This is a genomic window from Polaribacter sp. HA6-7, from assembly GCF_055693625.1.
Window position 1 is genome coordinate 2,774,471 of sequence record NZ_CM146338.1, and the last position, 19,075, is coordinate 2,793,545.

Below are 19,075 nucleotides of genomic sequence, written 5' to 3' on the forward strand. Positions count from 1 at the left end.
CTTTATTTTTTTATTGTATTCTTAAAATTATACAAAAACCTACTCTCTTCAAAACCCTCTGCATGCTTCCTAATCCATAAAGGGTCAAATTCATACTGTACGCTTTTAAAATTTAAAATAGCTTCTTGCAATGAAGTTATTGATTGTTCTTCAAAGAATACACCGGATGATTGAGAGTAATCTTCTTTATTTTCTATAACAGTTTCTAAGGCACCACCTTTTTTTAAAGCAATAACTGGTATACCGTAAGACATAACTTCTAATGGTATCATACCAAAATCCTCTTCACCAGGAAAAAGTAATGCTTTGGAAGTCGATATATATTTTTCTAGTTTATCATCCTCTAAAAACCCTTTAAACTCTATATTAGGTTTAGCTTTTTTTACTAAGTTTTCTTTTTCAGAACCATTACCTATAATAATTAATTTATCTCCGCTAATATTAAAAGTATCTACTAATAAATCTATTTTTTTATAAGGTGTTAAAGCACCAAAACTTAAATAATGAGTTTTTTCAACATCTTGAATTAATGATTTTTCAAATAATTTAGTTTCAATTGGTGGATAAACAACCTCTGCCACTTTACCATAATATTTTTTTACTCTATCTGCTACATTATTAGAATTCGCTATGTATAAATCAACATTATTCACTGTTTTTATATCCCAATTCTTAAGTTTTCTAAAAAGAATTTTGCTAAAGGTCTCAAGACAGGGTTTATAGCTGCCAGGTATTCATTTGTAAAGCCCCAACAGTATCGCATTGGACTGTGAATATAACAAATATGATTAGTTTTATTTTTAATTGAGATGCCTTTTGCTGGCCCGGATTCTGATGAAATAATTAGATCATAATCCTGCTTCAATTTTAAAGATTTCACAGCTAATGGATAAAGAGGAAATAATTTTTGATAATGTTTTCTTAATAAAGGAAAATTTAGTTTAGATGTATAAACTTTATGATTTTTTAAGTAATCTCCATATTTATTTTTATCATAAAAAAGTGTATAAATATCTGCATCAGGATATAGCTTTAACAAAGATTCAACAACTTTCTCTCCTCCTCTTCTAGTTATAAACCAATAATGTACAATAGCTACTTTCATCAAACCTCTTTATTAAAATAAAATATAGCAGTAAAAAAACTATAAAATATAACGCCATCATGCCTACTCAAAATATTTTCTGTAAAAAAACATATTATTAAAAACATATTTAATGCAAAAAACAAATTATCTTTATTTCTAATTGACAATTTTAACAAAATTAATAGATTGTATAAAAAAAATAATAGCCCTAAGAGACCACTTGCTAAAATTATCTGTAAGTACTGATTGTGTGAATTATAATGAAAAATTTGATAAACATCACTATCAATTTCACTCTCATAACATTTATTTAAATTGTCATTAACATCTCCTATGCCAATTCCATATAATACTGATTGTTTAATTATTTTATAGGAACAAAAATATATACCAGCTCTAATATCTTCACTCGACATTACATTATGCTTCAATTCATATTTTCCTTGAGGTATTTTAAAGTCTATTTTATTCTTTATGGTATTTAAATTGACAAAACCGATTACTAACGCTAGGGTAATTGCTGTAAAAAATATAGATAGCTATTCTCTTTTCTAATTGTTTCAATAGTAATACAAAAGATAAAAGTAATGTTACAAATAAAGGTAATCTCGCAGCAATTATAAATTGCCAATAAATACAGTAAGATAATACTATTAAATATAGTGAGATTATTATAAAGTTTTTTTATTAAATTTTAGGTTACATATTTTATTAAGTATTATTAATACTGCAAAACCTGTCCATAAAGAAAAGTAGGTACCATGCACTTTTGTATATTCTTCAAAAGCATTTCTATATTCCCACGAAGTTATTTCTCCTGAAACATTAAAAATTAAATACGTATGAACTATCAAAAGAGCTGTAAAAACTGAAAAAAAATATGTGTTTAATAAAAATTTCTTTTTTTCTTTGTAATGATTGGATTTAAAATTCCTAAAGTTAATGCGAATAAAAAAATAGGAGTTACTCTGAGGATAAAATTAAAAGCTTCAGATAAATTTTCACTGTACAATGTAGATATGAGATAAATTCCGAACAGAGACGACAAATTAAACACCTGAAATACATTTGATTTACAACAGTGTTTTTTGTTTTTAAAAAAATAATTAACGAAACTAAAAAAAATAATATCATTAATATACTTTCTACCGCCTTAGGGAGCAAAGGGAACATAGAAATCAATACTAAAATATAAAATGAATTTTTTTAAACTAAAAGTCTTCATATAATTAAATTACTTTTTCAAAAATATTTATGTGTTCTTCCGCAGATTTTTGCCATGTAAATTTTTTAGAATGATTGTAAGCTAATTCAATCTTAATACTATTATCACTATATATTTCTTTTACAATTAAATCTTTTAATTCTTCTGTATCTAAAGGGTTAAAATATAAAGCATTGTCTAAAGACACCTCTGGTAAACTCGTTAAATTAGAGGATAAAACTAAAGTTTTTGAAGCCATAGCCTCTAAAATAGGTAAACCAAAACCTTCATACAAAGATGGAAAAATAAACATTTTGGCTTTTTGATAAATATCCGGTAAATATTGATCTTCTACATAACCTGTAAATATAACATTATTAATTAGGTTATTTTTATTAATAAAGTTGAAGACTTTTTTATCAGGAGTTATAAAACCTTCTTTCTTCCCAATAACGACCAAACTAAATACTTTTTTATATTTAAAGGTAATTTATTATAAGATTTTAGTAACGAAATTAAGTTTTTATGTGGTTTTACATTACCCACATATAATAGATAGTTTTTTGGCAATTCGAAATTTAAAGTGCTTTTTTTAAAGAAAAGTTTATTTACGCCACCATAAATTACATTAATTCTTTCCTCATCCACCTTTAAATATTTTAATATTTCACTTTTTGAAAAATTAGAAACAGTAATTATTTGATGGCTTTTTTTACTGCATTTTTATACAATAGTTTAGCATACATCTTTTTAAGTATACTAAAATTATTATTAAACGCTAAGAGATTAATATCATGAATTGTTGTTACTTGCTTTTTAGCTCTTATAGGAAATAAAGGCACATTGATATGTGGAGACCAAAAGATATCACACTTAGGAATAATAAGAGGCAAATAAATTTGTTCTGCGAAAGAATAAATGTTAGCAGTAAACTTAACTATATTGTTTCTTAATTTATTTTCATATTTATGTAAATCTTTTGGAGTACCCAAGAATACCAAATCATATTTTGGTATTAAATAAGGAATAACATTTTTTAAATAAGTTCCTATACCAGAATCATTAATCATTCTAGCATCTACAACTATCTTTTTTTCTTCATTTTTTTTATTAGCAATAGACATTAACAAACCCATTAAAATCCAAGGGTAAAGAAAGTATATCTGAACTCCAAAAACAAAAAATAATAAAAATATTATTAAATAATTTTCTAGTTCTCTTTGATTGTTTCTAAGGTTTTTAAATAAACTATAGATTATCCATAAAAATAGAAACAACATTACAATTCCTCCGTCGACCAACAACTGTACTAAACCACCATAACCATGAGCATCCGTTTTACCTTTTGGACTTTTAGGTACAAAACCCAAGTATTTAGGATTGTTTCTAATAATTGGATAGTTACCCAAGCCTATACCAAGTATAGGATTTTCTACAACCATCTTTGGAAATATAAATAATCCGGCAATTCTTCCCATTACAAGATTTACATCTCTTGACCTCTCTTTCATTTCTCTCCTAACATTTACAATATCATCAATATAATCTTTTCCTAATTTAGCAATAACTATTGATATTAATAAGCCTCCAATTAATATAATTACAATATTTAATTCTTTTAGCTTTGCATACATTCTCTTATAATAAAATAGAATATACCAGCTTATAATTAAAACCAAACCTGCTTTAGACCTTGCTAAAAAAATATTACCAATATTAGAAACATTCTGTTAATAAAATGCCATTTACTTTTAAACAGAAATGTTAATATAAATGTAAAACTAAGCATTAAACCATAAGGCCCCCTTCTACATAACCACCATTCAATCTAATACCGTGATCATAATATAATAAAACACTCTCTTCAATTATATTAAACTTTAATAATCCAAAAGTTATTACATTGTATATAGTAAAAATCAAGCAAAATCTAAAAATATATTTAATATAAATTAAAGCTGTTTCTCTCTTTTTATTTTTGAAAAATAGATAAACAAGTGTAGCTAAATTTACACAAGATAATAATTCTAAAAACCTACCAATAGTTATAAAATAAGGTCTTTTTAAAATAGAAACGTTTTCCAATAAGTAAAAATCTCTAAAATTATTAAGAATTAATGTCGCAACCAACCAAAAAATAAATAAACCTAAAAACAACAAACTGTATTTATTAATGGTTTTTCTTAAATAAAGAAATGGAGTTAAGATTAACAGTAGTAGTTCAGATAATTTTATTACATCTAATTTTAGTTCTGTAAATTGTATACAAAAGACTACAAAAACAACAAATATTAGATTTTTGATATTTTTAGCTTCTCCAATACTAATTTTCATTTATTGTTTTATTTATAAAAGGTAAATAAATAGGTAAAAAATTATATTTTCTTTTTACATATATAACACCCGTAATATTAGTTATTAAAATTGAAAAACCTGTCGCTATAGAAGCACCATCAATACTATAAATTGGAATAAGAATGAGATTAAGAATTATATTTACCGGACTCAGAAAACATTGTTATTTTACTAAAAACCTTTTGCTTTCCTGTCATATTTAATATTAAATCTACAAATCCAGATATCGCATAAAAAAATTGACATATAGATAAAATTATAATTGAATTTCTTGCCTTTAAATATTCTTCACCAAAAAAAAGTAGAATTTCTGTGGAAAAAAACAAAATAAATATTAATACTGGTATTGTTATAAATAAAATAATTTTTGAAGCATTAATAACAACTTTTCTAATCTCATCATAATTAGAATCAGAATAAAAGTTTGATATTTTAGGACCTACAATAGAATTTAAAATAATTAGAAAGACTGCATTTAAACTAGAAACCTGGGTTACAATCCGATAAACCCCCACATTCTCGCTAGTATCAAAAAAACCTAACATTAATGTATCAAGAGAAAAAATAATAAAAATCATTGAAGAACTTAACATCATCGGAAAACTTTCCTTTAGAATATTTTTTGTACTTATACTTTTAACTTCTTTCTGAAATTTCAGAGGAAATATTTTAGTTATTGATATAATTAAGGCTATAAAAAAACTAAACAAAAGACTTAAAATGAGGTATATTTCTTTAGAAGAATAATAATTAAAAATCAATAAAATTAGACCTATAAAAATAAAATTATTGCAAAATGAACTCACAAATGAAAAGGATAAAACCTTACCTTGACCTTTTAAGACATTACTGTTATAGTTTAAAAAAACTGATAGAATTAAAATCAAAGGAAAATACTGCAAATAAATTTCTAAGTTTTTATCACCAAAAATCTGAATAGCTATATTTTTTTAAAAAAATATATAATAAAAGTAAATATTAACGAAACAATAAAAATAATCTTATAAGATTTCGATATAAAATTACTTTTAAAGAATCCATTCTCATAGTGATTTTTGTTTGAAGACAATTTAATTGCGTATGTGTTTAAACCAAGTGTATTAAAAATAATAATAACTAAAATTAACGCCTTAATTATAGAATACCTTCCATAAGTTGCAGAACCATAATATTTAGTTATAAAAATTCCTATCAAATAAACAATCGCAAGATTTAAACCATAAAATATAAAGTTTACACCACCTTTTTTTATTAATTCTAATAAATTCTTATCAAAAGAAGTATTTTGCTTTTCCTTAATTTTCATAGTTTAAAAATCATAAAAAAACTTCAACTTTAAATCTTTTTCAGAAAGAATAATTTTATTAAACGGAATCTTCCAATCTATATTCAAATCTTTATCATTATAAAGCACTCCATCTTCTGCATCAGGTTCGTAATAGTTATCGCATTTATAAGACACAATAGTATCATCTTCTAATACCGAAAAACCATGTAAAAACCCTCTAGGAACTAATAATTGTTTATTATTTTCTCCTGACAGTTCTACTGAAAATACTTTACCATAGGTTTCTGAATTTTTTCGGCATCTACAGCTACATCTAAAATTTTGCCTTTAACAACCCTTACTAACTTAGTCTGTGCAAATTCTCCTTTTTGTAGATGCAAACCTCTAATAACACCGTATTGAGAAGTAGATTGATTTCCCAAAACAAAATCGCCTTTAAAACCAGTTTTTTCTGCAAACTCTTTTTTATTAAATTCTAATAAAAAACTTCCTCTTTCGTCTCCAAAAACTTGTGGTTCTATAACGAAACAATCCTTTAAATAAGTTTCAGTTACTTTCATTATACTTTTAATAAATTGTTAGAATAACCACTTTTTAATAATGGTTTTGTTATTGCTAAGAGTTGTTCTTTATTTATAAAACCGGCTCTAAAAGCAGCTTCTTCTATAGAACCTATTTTTAAACCTTGCCTTTCTTCAATTACTTGTACAAATTGACCTGCTTGCATTAAAGAATTAAATGTTCCGGTGTCTAACCAAGCCGTTCCTCTATCTAGAATTTCTACAGAAAGTTTTCCTTTTTGAAGATACATGTTATTTACTTCAGTTATTTCTAATTCACCTCTCTTACTAGGTTTAATGTTTTTGGCAATTTCTACGACTTCATTATCATAAAAATATATTCCAGGTACGGCATAATTAGATTTAGGCACTTCCGGTTTTTCTTCAATAGAAATTGCTTTTAAATTTTTATCAAACTCTACAACACCATATCTTTCTGGGTCATTTACATGATATGCATATACAATTCCGCCATTTGGGTTATTGTTTGCTTTTAATAAGTTCGATAAACCAGATCCATAGAAAATATTATCTCCTAAAATTAAAGCAACTTTGTCTTTACCTATAAATTTTTCTCCGATAATAAATGCTTCTGCTAAACCATTAGGATTTTCTTGAACTTCATACTCAAAACTGCAACCAATTTGATTTCCGTTGCCTAATAATTTTTTAAATAATGGTAAGTCTTGCGGAGTAGAAATAATTAATATTTCTCTAATTCCTGCAGAAATTAAAGTTGAAATAGGATAATAAATCATTGGTTTATCATACACTGGCATTAACTGCTTACTTACAGCTAATGTAAGTGGATGCAATCTTGTACCAGTAACCTCCTGCTAAAACTATTCCTTTCATATTAATTATATTTTTTTAAATACCACTCAATGGTTTTTAAAATACCTGTTTCAAAACTTTCATCAGCTTGCCAACCCAATTCATTTTCTAATTTAGTAGCATCAATTGCATATCTAAAATCATGACCTGGCCTATCTTTTACAAAACTAATTTGCTCTTTATAAGATTCATCTTTCGGCTTAATTTCATCTAAAATATCACAAATTTTATGTGCTATATATAAATTATCTCTTTCATTTTTTCCACCAATATTATACGTTTCTCCAGCTCTTCCGTTTTCTAAAACCAAATCAATACCTTTACAATGATCTAAAACGTATAACCAATCTCTAATATTTTTTCCGTCACCATAAATAGGAATATTTTCTCCAGAAATTGCTTTCCTTATTATGGTTGGTATTAACTTCTCATTATGTTGTTTTGGTCCATAATTATTAGAGCAATTTGTAGTTACAACGTTTAAACCATAAGTATGAAAATAACTTCTAACCATAAAGTCTGATGATGCTTTCGAAGCACTATATGGACTATTTGGTGCGTACGAAGTTTCTTCTGTAAAAAGACCTTCTTTGCCTAATGTTCCGTAAACTTCATCCGTAGAAATATGATGAAATCTAGCATGCTTAAATTCTTCTCTATATTTATTTGGTGAAGTCATCCAATAATTTTTAGCAACGTCTAACAAATTAAACGTTCCAAAAACATTCGTTCTTACAAATGCATCAGGGGTTTTAATAGAGTTGTCTACATGAGATTCTGCTGCAAAATGAATTACTTCTGTAAAATTATATGTATCAAACAACTTGTTTAGTAAATCTCTATCGCAAATATCACCTTTAATAAAAGTATAATTTTTATGATTTTCTACTTCCTTTAAATTTTCTAAATCTCCGGCATATGAAAGTACATCTAGATTAATAATTTTACAATCACTATTCTTTTCTAAATAATAAGGAATAAAATTAGAACCAATAAACCCTGCACCACCAGTAACTAAAATAGATTTCATAGTTACTTTTTATAAGTATTTAAATAAGTATTTAGCTTGAGAACTAATAAAATTAAAATTACCAATACCGATAAAACAATTGCTAACTGAAAACCTAAATTTTTAGTTACACCTTTAATTTCATAACCAATCGGTTGAAAATCTGAAATCACATTTATAACCTCATATTTTTTAGATTTATTTTCAACAATGCTTCTTAATTCAGAATTTAACTTCCTGTTTGTTTCAAAAAGCTCTAACTCTTTGGTTGTTCTTTTCTCTCCGCCTAAATCTATGCTTGTTCCGTTAGATTGCTTTTTAGCTTCTTCTACCATAACCTGCATATAAACCCTTCTTAAAGAATCTACTTGACCTAGATTTTGTCTAAGTAAAGAATCTGTTCTATTCAAATTCTCGTTAGTTAACTCTTTAATTCTATTAAAGTATTTATTTTCTGTAACAGACTCTAAGATAACATTACTTAACTTATCAAAAACATCATTTTTAGTGGCTATAACAGTAATTTCATGAAGTTTATAATCTAATTCTTCAAATGAATTTTTATAATCTTCAAACTTGTAGCTTTTTACCGTTGTAGTATCTACAGATTTTATAAAATCATCATAAGAATTAATTATATCGCTTTTATTTTTAATCGGTTCAATTTCAAATTTCTTTAAAGACCCTGCAGATTTTTTATCAATTTGAAATATATTTTGAATTCTAGAAGTATCTTTTTGCTTCACTAAATCATTATAAAAATTCACATTATTATAAAGTTGTCTAGCACTTTCAAAATTTGGTTCTACAAGTAAAGTAGATCCAAATGTATTTTCTTTTTTGACTTCTAAAAATAAACCTACGGTAAAACCAATAACTGCTGCTATTGCTATTTTTAAAAAATTACTTCTTAAAAAAATTAATATCAAAATAAAGAAATGAAAAATCCCTTTAAAAATGTTTCCAATAAAGTTGAAAAACTTAGAAAAACCTCTACCAATGATAACAAATAAAGATCCTAAATCTACCTCTTCTTCGTTATTATTGGCTTGGTTATTTGGTTGTTGATTTGTTGCCATTTTTACTTATTAAAAAACAGTTTAACTGTTAAAAATTTGTTCTAAAATCTTCTGAGTAATTGCATAGGTTGGTGTTACACCTGTCATTCCTAAACCTCCAGAGGCTAAAGTTGCACCTGTTTCTAAAGGATTATCCGATGCATAATATGCGTATCTTACTTGTACATCTTCAGAAATATTTCCTCTAATTTTAGATGCAGACTGTATTGCTTTTTGGTAATGCGCTCCTTCCATTTCTAAACCGATAACATTCCATGTAGAATCATGAAAGAATTTTAGTAAATCTTTATTTTGTAATGAAGTTCCTAAAACAGAAATCATAGAACCATCAAAAACCTCGATACCAAAGCCTTCTAAATCTTCTTTTGCTAACTCGTTTTTAAATGGATAATTATCTGCTGTACCCTCAAAAATATGTGCAGAAGGTATCATTATATCTCCTTTTCCGCCTTCTAGAATTCCGGCTTTACCCATTATAGAAACAGACTTTACATCTAAATGTGTTTTAACACCTTTAGTACACGTATAAGGTTTTAACAATTCATCCATAGTTTCGAATGCCTGCTCACCAAAAGCATAATCCATTACCACAATAACTGCATTGTCTTCTACATTTTCTAATTTAGAAAACGATAAAATATCAAAATCTATTTTTGCTGTATCTATTATTTGTACATTAATATTTGTACCAGATGTATCTTTTAAATAAATAAGACCATTTGCCGTTGCAAAATCTTTTACTTTTTTCTGAAGAGGCTTGCTATCTGCATTACTTAGTAGTTGATACAACTCAAAACCTTGTAACTTTTCTGCTTCTTTTGGCAATGCATTTTTAGCATACACCGAGTTTAAAACACTGTGCATGTTTGCACTAATGATATGAATTGGTCTTGCTAAAAGTTTATTATCATTTAAAACCTTCTTAATATCATTCGCCCAAATTTCACCATAAATATGATGTCCTATTTCTTCGACTAAAACAGAACTAAAAGTTACTGTTCTCTTATTATTTTCTACAACTTCATTTATTGCCAGCTTACCTAACCAATATATTAATTGAAAAAATCTATCTGGATTTTCTGTTGTTGAAAAAGTATTATAAATATTAGAAACCTCATCAAAAGTTCTACCTAAAATATTACCTAAATGTACAATGGTAACTTCTCTTTCTTTCTCTGTAATTTCTTTATGATGAAGAACAATATCTTCTAAGTTTTTCCATTCTCTGGTAAAATCTTCACCATCATTTAAGGTAACTCTTTCTTGAATTTTGTGAGATTCAATAAAAAGAAAAGTTAAATGCGTTAAAATATCGTAGATTTCAGATCTTCCTCGGGTAATCTCAATATTCATTTGATCTTTATCAATTCTGTAACAATTTCTTCTTCTTTTGGCGGAATTATTGCTTCAAAATGAGAATTCTTATATCCTTCGTCTGCAGTTAAATTTATAAACTGACATTCCTCAATTCCTTCAGGAAGTCTTTCTATTACATAAGTTAAACCACTCAATTCTATTCTTTCTTCTGCTATAGAACCATAAATTTCTGGTCTTAAAAGCAATAAAGATTTACGTAATGTTTCACCTGAAACACCCATCGGTTTATAAAAACCTCTACTAAATAAATGGCGCATAGAAATATATAATTTCTCAATTGCATTTGTAGACTCTTGCGCTCTTGTTCTTGTTATTTTTTTAATTTCTGACATATCTTAATTTACTTCACAAATATAAAACTATTTACCTGATAGTATTTCTGTGTATTGGGTTGGGTTGTTTAACAAAGCTACTGCTTGCGAAATAGCTTCATCATTTTTTAAATTATACTTGTAAACGCCTTCTTTATAAAAGTATCTTTCTAGAATTTCTGCCTCTAAAAGTGCTGTAATAATATCTTTATTTTTAGAGATTTCTTTAATTTTATCGTCTGCTAATTTTTCTTTTATCTTTCTGTATTCCAAAGAAACATTATTTTCTTTTGAAGCTAAAAATGCTTTTTTAAACAACGATTCTTGCACTGTTGTAAATGTTGTATCTACCTTTAAAAACTCTGTAAAACGATTAAACTCTTTATTGCTAAATTTAAAATCTTCTAAACTTTTAGATGTTAAATTATTGTAATAATAATCTGTAGCAAAGTTAAAAATAGCTCTAGATTTAATTAATGCATCTGTTGTTTCATTCTTTTTAGAAGTTTTAATTTCTACATCTGGCATTACACCACCACCATCATAAACAGTTCTTCCGTTTGCAGTTTTAAAAGCATTAATTCCTTTATCAGAAAACTTAGGTATTTTACCCGTTTCAAGATCTCTGTTTTCATAATCTAACTCCTGTATACATCGCCCACTTGGTGTATAATATTTAGAAATAGTAAGCTTTAATTGCGTACCGTAAGTTAACTCTCTATAGCGTTGCACCAAACCTTTACCAAAAGATCTTTTACCCATAATTACAGCTCTATCATAATCTTGTAAAGAACCGCTAACAATTTCTGATGCCGATGCAGAACGTTCGTTAATTAAAACTACAATAGGAATTTCTAAATCTAAAGGATCATTTTTAGAAGTATATGTGTTGCTCCATTTTTTAATTTTTGCTTTTGTACTCACTATTTTTTTCCTTTAGGTAAAAAGAAATTAGAAATTCTAATAGATTCTAATAACGATCCACCAGGATTATACCTTAAATCGAAAACAAGTTTTTTCATTCCTTGTTTTTTTAATTTTCTATATGCTTTTTTTACTTCGGATGAAGCTTTGTCATTAAAACGAGTTAAGGTAATGTAACCGGTTTCTGCATCAATCATTTCTGCAAACGGAACCGGATTAACAACTACTTTTTCTCTAATAATTTCTTTAGTAAAAGATTTACTTTGTCTAACAACCTCAACAGAAAACTTGCTATTTGGTGTTCCTTTTAAAAACATAGACAATTGTTCTCTATTCATGTTTTTAATAGATTGATTGTCTACAGCTACAATTACATCACCTGCTTTTAAACCTGCTTTATCAGCAGAATATCCTTTATAAACTTCGCTAATTTCTATACCTTGTTTTGTGTAAAATACAGAAACCCCGATACCGCCATATTCACCAGCTCTTCTAATTCTTGCTGTTTCTACATCTTGTTCGTTATAAAAATTTGTGTATGGATCTAAATCTTTTAATGTGTTTTTAATTGCTCTATTGGTAAGTTCTGCAGGATTAATCTCATCTACATAGTACATGTTTAATTCCTTAAACAAAGTATTGTAGATTTCTATTTGTTTTGCAACTTCAAAAAACTTCGATTTAAACGAATACGTTAAAAAAACAGTAGCTACTAGAGCTATAATTATAGTTTTCTTTTTTATTTTAAAGTTTTTCATCTTCCTTTTCTTTTACTTTATTTACAAATAACGTTAGTAGTTTTTCCATTTTTAAATACAATTCTTCATATTTAATTTCATCTCTACCAATATACGAAATCATAAAAACATACGGTTTATCTAAATTGTTATACACAATCTCTTTTTGCAATCGATACGTTTCTCTTAACAGTCTTTTTAATCGATTTCTATGCACAGCTAATTTAAAGTTTCTTTTTGCTACAGAAACTCCTACTTGACAAGGAAAATCTGACGTATGTTCTGTTTGCACATAAATTAATCTTAAAGGAAAAGTTTTAACAGAATTCCCTTCTGAATACAGTTTTTCTATTAACTTCTTACTCTTTAAACGCTCTTGCTTTCCTAACGTATTTTTCATCTATACAAACTTAATAGAAAACAACTAGTTTTTACAATTTATAACGGCTAACTTTAAAAAAAGTTGTGTATTTTTAGCTTAAATTAGCAATACTTTTTAATTACTATTGTTAAAAATTAAACAATAATTTATAAATTTGTTTAAAATAAAACATATAAATATATGAAACCCGACTTATTTCAAGCACCAGATTATTATAATCTAGACGATTTATTAACCGAAGAACATAAACTTGTTAGAGATGCAGCAAGAGAATGGGTTAAAAGAGATGTTTCTCCTATCATAGAAGATTATGCTCAAAAAGCAGCGTTCCCAAAGCAAATTATTAATGGTTTGGCAGAAATTGGTGCTTTTGGTCCTTATATTCCAGAAGAATACGGTGGCGCAGGTTTAGATCAAATTTCTTATGGGTTGATTATGCAAGAAATAGAACGCGGTGATTCCGGAGTAAGATCTACAGCTTCTGTGCAATCTTCTTTAGTAATGTATCCTATTTTTAAATACGGAAATGAAACGCAAAGAAAAAAATATTTACCAAAATTAGCTTCGGCGAATGGATGGGATGTTTTGGTTTAACAGAACCAAATCACGGTTCTAATCCGGCAGGAATGGAAACCAATTTTAAAGATAAAGGCGATCATTATTTATTAAATGGCGCTAAAATGTGGATTTCAAATGCACCGTTTGCACAAGTTGCAGTTGTTTGGGCAAAAAATGAAGAAGGTAGAATACATGGTTTGATTGTAGAAAGAGGTATGGAAGGTTTTTCTACACAGAAACACACAACAAGTGGTCTTTACGCGCATCATCTACAGGAGAATTAATTTTTGACAATGTAAAAGTGCCAAAAGAAAATTTATTACCAAATAAATCGGATTGGGCGCACCATTAGGTTGTTTAGATTCTGCAAGATATGGTATTGCTTGGGGCGCAATTGGTGCTGCGATGGATTGTTATGATACCGCGCTTCGTTATTGTAAAGAAAGAATTCAGTTTGGCAAACCAATTGGTCAGTTTCAATTACAACAAAAAAAGTTAGCTGAAATGATTACCGAAATTACAAAAGCACAATTGTTGGCTTGGAGATTAGGAACTTTAAAAAATCAAGATAAAGCTACTTCTGCTCAAATATCAATGGCAAAACGTAATAATGTAGATATGGCATTAAAAGTGGCTAGAGAAGCAAGACAAATGTTAGGTGGAATGGGAATTTCGGAGAATATTCTATCATGCGTCATATGATGAATTTAGAAAGTGTTGTTACTTATGAAGGTACACACGACATTCATTTACTTATAACAGGTTTAGATATTACTGGCTTTAATGCATTTAAATAACCCACTCAAATTGTAAGGTTTACATTAATATTCAGACAAAAACAAGATGAAAAAGCCTATTCTAAGTATTTTTATTTGTTTTTGTCTGTTTCTTGTTTCATGCGGAAGTATGAATGATCAAATAGAAACAATTGATGAAATTGATGAAATTAAAGACGAAGTAGTTGTTATTGATGCAGAAGTAGATTCGACTTCAGTAAACAATTCAAATACAAAAAACTTCAAAATATTATCTTTAGGTGACAGTTATACAATTGGCCAAAGCGTTTGCGAAACTTGTAGATATCCGTCTCAATTAAAAGATAGTTTGCTAAAAAAATACCCCGAAGAATCTACAATTGATCTTAAAATTATTGCTAGAACTGGTTGGACAACTACAGACCTAATTAATGCAATCAATTCTCAAAATATTTCTGATGATTATAATTTAGCGACTTTATTAATAGGCGTAAATAATCAATATAGATTTAGTAATATGGCTGTCTTCGAAGAAGAATTCCCTTTATTAGTTGATACTGCTATAAAAGCTACTGGTAATGAGAAAAATAAGTTGATTGTTATTTCTATACCCGATTATTCTTTTACACCATTATTTAAAGATAATACTGATATTTCAAAGCATATAGACAATTACAACAAGTTTATAGAAGAATATTGTACTAAAAATGATATTACTTATGTAAATATAACTGATATTTCTCGTGAAGGTTTAACAAATCCTAATTTGGTAGCATCAGATAATTTACATCTTTCGGAATTGGCGTACACAAAATTTATACAAAGAATTTTACCTTTAGCTTTAAAGAGATTAAATAATTAAGAGGCTTTCGCTAATAAAACATGAGGGCATCTTTTGCAATTGATTCCCTTCTTTTTATATTTATTACAGCATTTATTTTTTGGCTTAATACAACTAGAAGAACAAACAGAATTACAAGCAACTTCTTGCTTTAACTGAATTGTTGGTGTAGTATTTGTGTAAAAAACAATCATAATCTAAATAATTATACTGCAAATATAAGCATTTATTTAGAATAAATAAAAATAGCAAAGTTAATCCTTCAATAATTTCACAAATAACTCTCTACCTTGCCTATTTTTATATGAATTATAACACTTTTCTAAAATGTCTATTTTGAAATGAGAAGAAAAAGTTCAACGTATTCTTCTAAGTTTCCACCAAAAGGAGGTCTATTTTCATTTAACGGAACATTAAACATAACACCAACTAATTTACCCTTTGGTTTTAATAATTCCTTCATTTTAACCGCGTATTTTTCTCTTAAATCTGGTGCAATAGCACAAAAGAAAGTTTGTTCTATAATTAAATCAAAAGTATCATTTACATCAAAAAATCTGAATTTATCAATTGGTTTTTTGGTAATTCGGTATTCTATTATGTAAGTTATTTAAAGCAGTCTTAGAGAGATCAACAACAAATATATTTTTAAAACCTTGTTTAAAAAGATATTCTGCTTCGTAAGAATTCCCTCCTCCAGGTATTAAAATTTTAAGTTCTTTATTCTTTAATTGATCAAAATATGCTTTTAAAGGAGGAGAAACAATACCTAAATCCCAACCAATATCATTATTAATATATCTATTGTCCCAAGCACTTGCAGATAAATCCATTTAAAATCTTCTTTTTATTAGTTTAACAAAAGTACATTTTAAATAAGATCATTTAAAATTTCTATTAGTAACTCATCAGAAATTAAAGCCGTTAAAGTTCCTTAAAGTATTCATAAAGTTCTGTTAAATGGCAAAAACTTCTACTTATTAGTTAAATATTTGCAAAATAATACTAACAAACTCAAATGAAAAAAATATTACTTTTAATTGCTTTTTTAGCGACATCTTTAACCTATTCGCAAAAAAAGACTTTACAATTAGCGGAATCATAAAATCTGCAGAAGATAAAGAAATGTTAGAATCTGCAACCGTACATGTAGAAAGGTTAAAAGATAGCAGCATTGTTTCTTATACAATTACAGATGCCAAAGGAGATTTTAAAATTGTTTCTAATACAGGCGATTCTAAATTAAAGTTAGTAGTTTCTTTTATTGGTTTCGAGTCATATTCTAAAATTATAGATGTAAAAAATCAAAACGTTGGTACATTATATCTAAAATCTGCCAATACTTTAGATGCTATTGTTATTAGATCTTCTGCGCCAATTACTATTAAAAAAGATACGGTAGAATTTAATGTAAAATCATTTAAAACAAAAGCAGATGCTAATGTAGAAGATTTACTTAAAAAATTACCAGGTGTAGAAGTAGATGCAGAAGGTACAATTACTGTAAACGGTAAAGAAGTAAATAAAATTCTTGTAAATGGTAAACCTTTTTTTGGTAACGACCCTACAATTACAACTAGAAACTTAACAAAAGAAATTATAGAGAAAATTCAGATTTCTGATACAAAAACCAACGCACAAGCATTTGCTGGCGAAGATTCTGATGGAGAAAATAAAACAATAAACTTAACCATAAAGAAAGAAAACAATAAAGGTTATTTTGGTAAAGTAGCTGCGGGTATAGGTACAGATGATCGTTATGAGTATGCTGGTTTAGGAACTCGTTTTGAACAAAGTGAACGAATAGGACTTTTAGCCGGTGGAAACAATATAAACTCGCCAGGTTTTAGTTTTGGTAATCAAAGACTTCGTTTTGGTGGTAATAATAGAAGTTTTGGTGGCGGACAAGGTATTATTACATCAAATAATTATGGTGTAAATTACATTAACGTGTTCAAGAAAATTTTTGAATTTTCCGGAGATTATTTTTACAAAAACAGTGAGTCTAAAAACACTTCTTCTAACAATAGAGAAACGTTTTTATCTAACGGTGAAAGTTTTTTTAGAAATTCTAATAGTAATTCTGTAAACGAAAGCGATAGCCACGATGCAAGTATCGATTTTGAAATTGAAATTGATAGTACTTTTAGAATAGATATTGAATCTGATTTTAACAAGAACTTAAATACAAATACTTTTAACAGTATTTCAGAAAGTTTAAATAATGATAGAACACTTACCAACGATTCTGAAACAAATTCTGTTGCAGATTCTGATAGAAATCAATTTGATAATGAAATTAACTTTTCTAAGAGGTTTGGAAGTAAAGGTGCCTTTATAAGAGCAGAAGTAACAGCAAATTTTAGCGATAATAAAACAGATGATTTTGTAAAATCTGAAACAAATATTTATGGCTCTAATCCTGATCAAATTATCAGAAATCAATATTCTGACGGAAAAACAGAGGTAAAAGAAATTGGTAGTGAATTTACATACCGTTTACCAATTATGGCCAATAAATTATTTTTAGATGTTGCTTATGCATATGGCAACACAAAAACGAAAACAAAACGTAGTACTTTCGATTTTGAGGAAGCCACTAACGATTTTACAAGTTTTAGTACTTTATTAAGTACAGATTTCGAGTATTTAGATAAAACGAAAAGACCAAGTTTAGAGTTAGAGTTTAGAAATGATAAATGGTCTGCATCGGCAGAAATAGCTCAAGTAAATAGAACTTTAGAAAACGTAGATTTTTTAAGACCAGAAACAAATTTAGTTAGAGATTTTAATAATTTAGAATATGGTTTTGGTGTGCGTTTTAGAGAAAGTAGAAGTAGCAGGTATCGTTTAAGATATCGTTTTAGAAATAACACCCCTAGTTTATCGCAGTTACAACCTTTTAGAGATGAATCTAATCCTTTAAATATTGTGACTGGTAACCCATCTTTAACGCCTTCTAAAACACATTCTTTAAACTTTGGTGCTTCTAATTTTAATTGGCAAAAAAGAACTGGTTTTTGGTCTTTTGCAAACTTAACTTTTACAAATGATAGAGTTGTTGCAAAAACTATCATAGACCCTAACTCTTTAATTAGAGAAACAACTTATGCAAATGTAGATGGCTTTTATAGTTTTAGAGCAGGAGGAAGTTATAGCACTACAAAAAAGTGGGAAGATTTTGGAAGTTTAAGAACAGAATTTAGAGTTTTTGGTAACTATAATAAAAACATCAACTTTAATAACGGAATTCAATACTCAAGTAAAACGGCTACTATTTCACCTAGAATTGGTTTTGATTTTAATTGGGATAAGGTACTTCAAATTAGGCCGAATATTCAATTTCATTCAATAACAACAAATATGATATCGAAAGTTTTGAAGATAGAAATTTTGTTAGTCATGATGTCACCATACAAACTGCGACATTTTTACCAAAAAAATTAGAATGGAGAAATGACATCAACTATAATTACAACCCTAATATTGCAGATGGTTTTCAAAAAAGTGCTTGGTTCTGGAACACAACTTTACGCTATTCTATCTTAAAAGACCAAGGTGCTATTAGTTTAAAAGTTTATGATATTTTAGATCAAAACACCAATGCAAGAAGAGTTGCAACAGAAGATTACATTCAAGATTCTTCGAGTACGGTTTTAAATCAATACGCAATGTTATCTTTTACCTGGAAATTTAATAGTTTAGGTAGCGCTGGTAAGAAATTCGAAGGAGGAAATAGAAGAAGATATAGAGGATAAAATCAATATAATACTT

20 protein-coding genes and 4 pseudogenes are annotated in these 19,075 nt (G+C 27.5%); 4 read left to right on the forward strand and 20 right to left on the reverse strand.

Translation table 11 applies throughout. The features are described from left to right. Positions 1-2: 2 nt before the first annotated feature. The 18 genes and pseudogenes from ACZ1HD_RS15475 to rnpA form a co-directional block, all read right to left on the reverse strand. Positions 3-653 (reverse strand): glycosyltransferase, encoded by a 651-nt coding sequence (locus ACZ1HD_RS15475; protein ID WP_472687947.1) that lies wholly within the window; start codon positions 651-653, stop codon positions 3-5. A 5-nt stretch (positions 654-658) separates the two neighbouring features. Further along, complete coding sequence (locus tag ACZ1HD_RS15480; protein WP_472687948.1) at positions 659-1,105, reverse strand: glycosyltransferase family protein; 447 nt, start codon at positions 1,103-1,105, stop codon at positions 659-661. Continuing rightward, positions 1,105-1,620 (reverse strand): O-antigen ligase family protein, encoded by a 516-nt coding sequence (locus ACZ1HD_RS15485; protein ID WP_472689375.1) that lies wholly within the window; start codon positions 1,618-1,620, stop codon positions 1,105-1,107. The genes ACZ1HD_RS15480 and ACZ1HD_RS15485 overlap by 1 nt, the downstream gene beginning before the upstream one ends. A 138-nt stretch (positions 1,621-1,758) precedes the next feature. Next, complete coding sequence (locus ACZ1HD_RS15490) at positions 1,759-1,941, reverse strand: hypothetical protein (protein ID WP_472687949.1); 183 nt, start codon at positions 1,939-1,941, stop codon at positions 1,759-1,761. Between the two features lie 375 nt (positions 1,942-2,316). Further along, entirely contained in the window at positions 2,317-2,751 is a 435-nt protein-coding gene (locus ACZ1HD_RS15495; RefSeq protein WP_472687950.1) for a glycosyltransferase, read from the reverse strand. Next, positions 2,718-2,939 carry a hypothetical protein gene (locus tag ACZ1HD_RS15500; RefSeq protein WP_472687951.1) on the reverse strand — a complete coding sequence of 74 codons (222 nt, stop codon included), beginning with the start codon at positions 2,937-2,939 and terminating at the stop codon, positions 2,718-2,720. Before ACZ1HD_RS15500 ends, ACZ1HD_RS15495 begins: the two co-directional genes overlap by 34 nt. A 47-nt stretch (positions 2,940-2,986) precedes the next feature. Further along, the gene (locus ACZ1HD_RS15505; RefSeq protein ID WP_472687952.1) at positions 2,987-3,970 is read right to left on the reverse strand and encodes a hypothetical protein; all 984 of its coding nucleotides are present in this window, start codon (positions 3,968-3,970) and stop codon (positions 2,987-2,989) included. A gap of 109 nt (positions 3,971-4,079) precedes the next feature. Next, on the reverse strand, positions 4,080-4,448 hold the full coding sequence (locus tag ACZ1HD_RS15510; RefSeq protein ID WP_472687953.1) for a hypothetical protein: 369 nt from the start codon (positions 4,446-4,448) through the stop codon (positions 4,080-4,082). A 326-nt stretch (positions 4,449-4,774) separates the two neighbouring features. Beyond that, positions 4,775-5,548, reverse strand: coding sequence for an MATE family efflux transporter (locus ACZ1HD_RS15515; RefSeq protein ID WP_472687954.1), 774 nt, complete (start codon positions 5,546-5,548; stop codon positions 4,775-4,777). 38 nt (positions 5,549-5,586) lie between these two features. Then, on the reverse strand, positions 5,587-5,952 hold the full coding sequence (locus ACZ1HD_RS15520) for a hypothetical protein (protein ID WP_472687955.1): 366 nt from the start codon (positions 5,950-5,952) through the stop codon (positions 5,587-5,589). Between the two features lie 3 nt (positions 5,953-5,955). Beyond that, a pseudogene (gene rfbC, locus ACZ1HD_RS15525) lies at positions 5,956-6,494 on the reverse strand (dTDP-4-dehydrorhamnose 3,5-epimerase). Next, a pseudogene (gene rfbA, locus ACZ1HD_RS15530) lies at positions 6,494-7,349 on the reverse strand (glucose-1-phosphate thymidylyltransferase RfbA). The pseudogenes rfbC and rfbA overlap by 1 nt, the downstream one beginning before the upstream one ends. Position 7,350: 1 nt before the next feature. Continuing rightward, positions 7,351-8,358, reverse strand: coding sequence for a dTDP-glucose 4,6-dehydratase (gene rfbB / locus ACZ1HD_RS15535; RefSeq protein WP_472687956.1), 1,008 nt, complete (start codon positions 8,356-8,358; stop codon positions 7,351-7,353). Positions 8,359-8,360: 2 nt separating this feature from the next. After that, on the reverse strand, positions 8,361-9,416 hold the full coding sequence (locus ACZ1HD_RS15540; RefSeq protein WP_375240185.1) for a hypothetical protein: 1,056 nt from the start codon (positions 9,414-9,416) through the stop codon (positions 8,361-8,363). A gap of 21 nt (positions 9,417-9,437) precedes the next feature. Continuing rightward, positions 9,438-11,125 (reverse strand): annotated as a pseudogene (locus ACZ1HD_RS15545) (DUF6909 family protein). Positions 11,126-11,152: 27 nt separating this feature from the next. Continuing rightward, a complete protein-coding gene (locus tag ACZ1HD_RS15550) occupies positions 11,153-12,028 on the reverse strand; it encodes a S41 family peptidase (protein ID WP_472687957.1) in 876 nt (291 codons plus the stop codon). Further along, positions 12,028-12,786, reverse strand: a complete 759-nt coding sequence (locus ACZ1HD_RS15555; RefSeq protein ID WP_472687958.1) for a S41 family peptidase — start codon at positions 12,784-12,786, stop codon at positions 12,028-12,030. Before ACZ1HD_RS15555 ends, ACZ1HD_RS15550 begins: the two co-directional genes overlap by 1 nt. Then, positions 12,773-13,165: a ribonuclease P protein component gene (gene rnpA, locus ACZ1HD_RS15560; protein WP_375240188.1), complete on the reverse strand. Its 393-nt coding sequence runs from the start codon at positions 13,163-13,165 to the stop codon at positions 12,773-12,775. The genes ACZ1HD_RS15555 and rnpA overlap by 14 nt, the downstream gene beginning before the upstream one ends. A 162-nt stretch (positions 13,166-13,327) precedes the next feature. Here rnpA and ACZ1HD_RS15565 point away from each other — a divergent pair. Then, a pseudogene (locus tag ACZ1HD_RS15565) lies at positions 13,328-14,502 on the forward strand (acyl-CoA dehydrogenase family protein). Between the two features lie 109 nt (positions 14,503-14,611). Beyond that, complete coding sequence (locus tag ACZ1HD_RS15570) at positions 14,612-15,322, forward strand: SGNH/GDSL hydrolase family protein (protein WP_472687959.1); 711 nt, start codon at positions 14,612-14,614, stop codon at positions 15,320-15,322. A 310-nt stretch (positions 15,323-15,632) separates the two neighbouring features. Here the strand turns inward: ACZ1HD_RS15570 and ACZ1HD_RS15575 are convergent, their stop codons facing one another. Beyond that, the gene (locus ACZ1HD_RS15575; RefSeq protein ID WP_472689376.1) at positions 15,633-15,911 is read right to left on the reverse strand and encodes a hypothetical protein; all 279 of its coding nucleotides are present in this window, start codon (positions 15,909-15,911) and stop codon (positions 15,633-15,635) included. Continuing rightward, entirely contained in the window at positions 15,868-16,134 is a 267-nt protein-coding gene (locus ACZ1HD_RS15580; RefSeq protein WP_472687960.1) for a hypothetical protein, read from the reverse strand. The genes ACZ1HD_RS15575 and ACZ1HD_RS15580 overlap by 44 nt, the downstream gene beginning before the upstream one ends. 292 nt (positions 16,135-16,426) lie before the next feature. Between ACZ1HD_RS15580 and ACZ1HD_RS15585 the strand changes: the two genes are divergently transcribed. After that, complete coding sequence (locus ACZ1HD_RS15585) at positions 16,427-18,748, forward strand: outer membrane beta-barrel protein (RefSeq protein ID WP_472687961.1); 2,322 nt, start codon at positions 16,427-16,429, stop codon at positions 18,746-18,748. Then, positions 18,670-19,059 (forward strand): outer membrane beta-barrel protein, encoded by a 390-nt coding sequence (locus ACZ1HD_RS15590; RefSeq protein ID WP_472689377.1) that lies wholly within the window; start codon positions 18,670-18,672, stop codon positions 19,057-19,059. Before ACZ1HD_RS15585 ends, ACZ1HD_RS15590 begins: the two co-directional genes overlap by 79 nt. Positions 19,060-19,075: the final 16 nt, after the last annotated feature.

Coding starts and splice junctions, on each gene's coding strand:
- ACZ1HD_RS15480 (WP_472687948.1), bottom strand. CDS start 1,105: ATGAAAGTAGCTATTGTACATTATTGGTTTATAACTAGAAGAGGAGGA.
- ACZ1HD_RS15520 (WP_472687955.1), bottom strand. CDS start 5,952: ATGAAAATTAAGGAAAAGCAAAATACTTCTTTTGATAAGAATTTATTA.
- rfbB (WP_472687956.1), bottom strand. CDS start 8,358: ATGAAATCTATTTTAGTTACTGGTGGTGCAGGGTTTATTGGTTCTAAT.
- ACZ1HD_RS15540 (WP_375240185.1), bottom strand. CDS start 9,416: ATGGCAACAAATCAACAACCAAATAACCAAGCCAATAATAACGAAGAA.
- ACZ1HD_RS15555 (WP_472687958.1), bottom strand. CDS start 12,786: ATGAAAAACTTTAAAATAAAAAAGAAAACTATAATTATAGCTCTAGTA.
- rnpA (WP_375240188.1), bottom strand. CDS start 13,165: ATGAAAAATACGTTAGGAAAGCAAGAGCGTTTAAAGAGTAAGAAGTTA.
- ACZ1HD_RS15570 (WP_472687959.1), top strand. CDS start 14,612: ATGAATGATCAAATAGAAACAATTGATGAAATTGATGAAATTAAAGAC.
- ACZ1HD_RS15580 (WP_472687960.1), bottom strand. CDS start 16,134: ATGGATTTATCTGCAAGTGCTTGGGACAATAGATATATTAATAATGAT.
- ACZ1HD_RS15585 (WP_472687961.1), top strand. CDS start 16,427: ATGTTAGAATCTGCAACCGTACATGTAGAAAGGTTAAAAGATAGCAGC.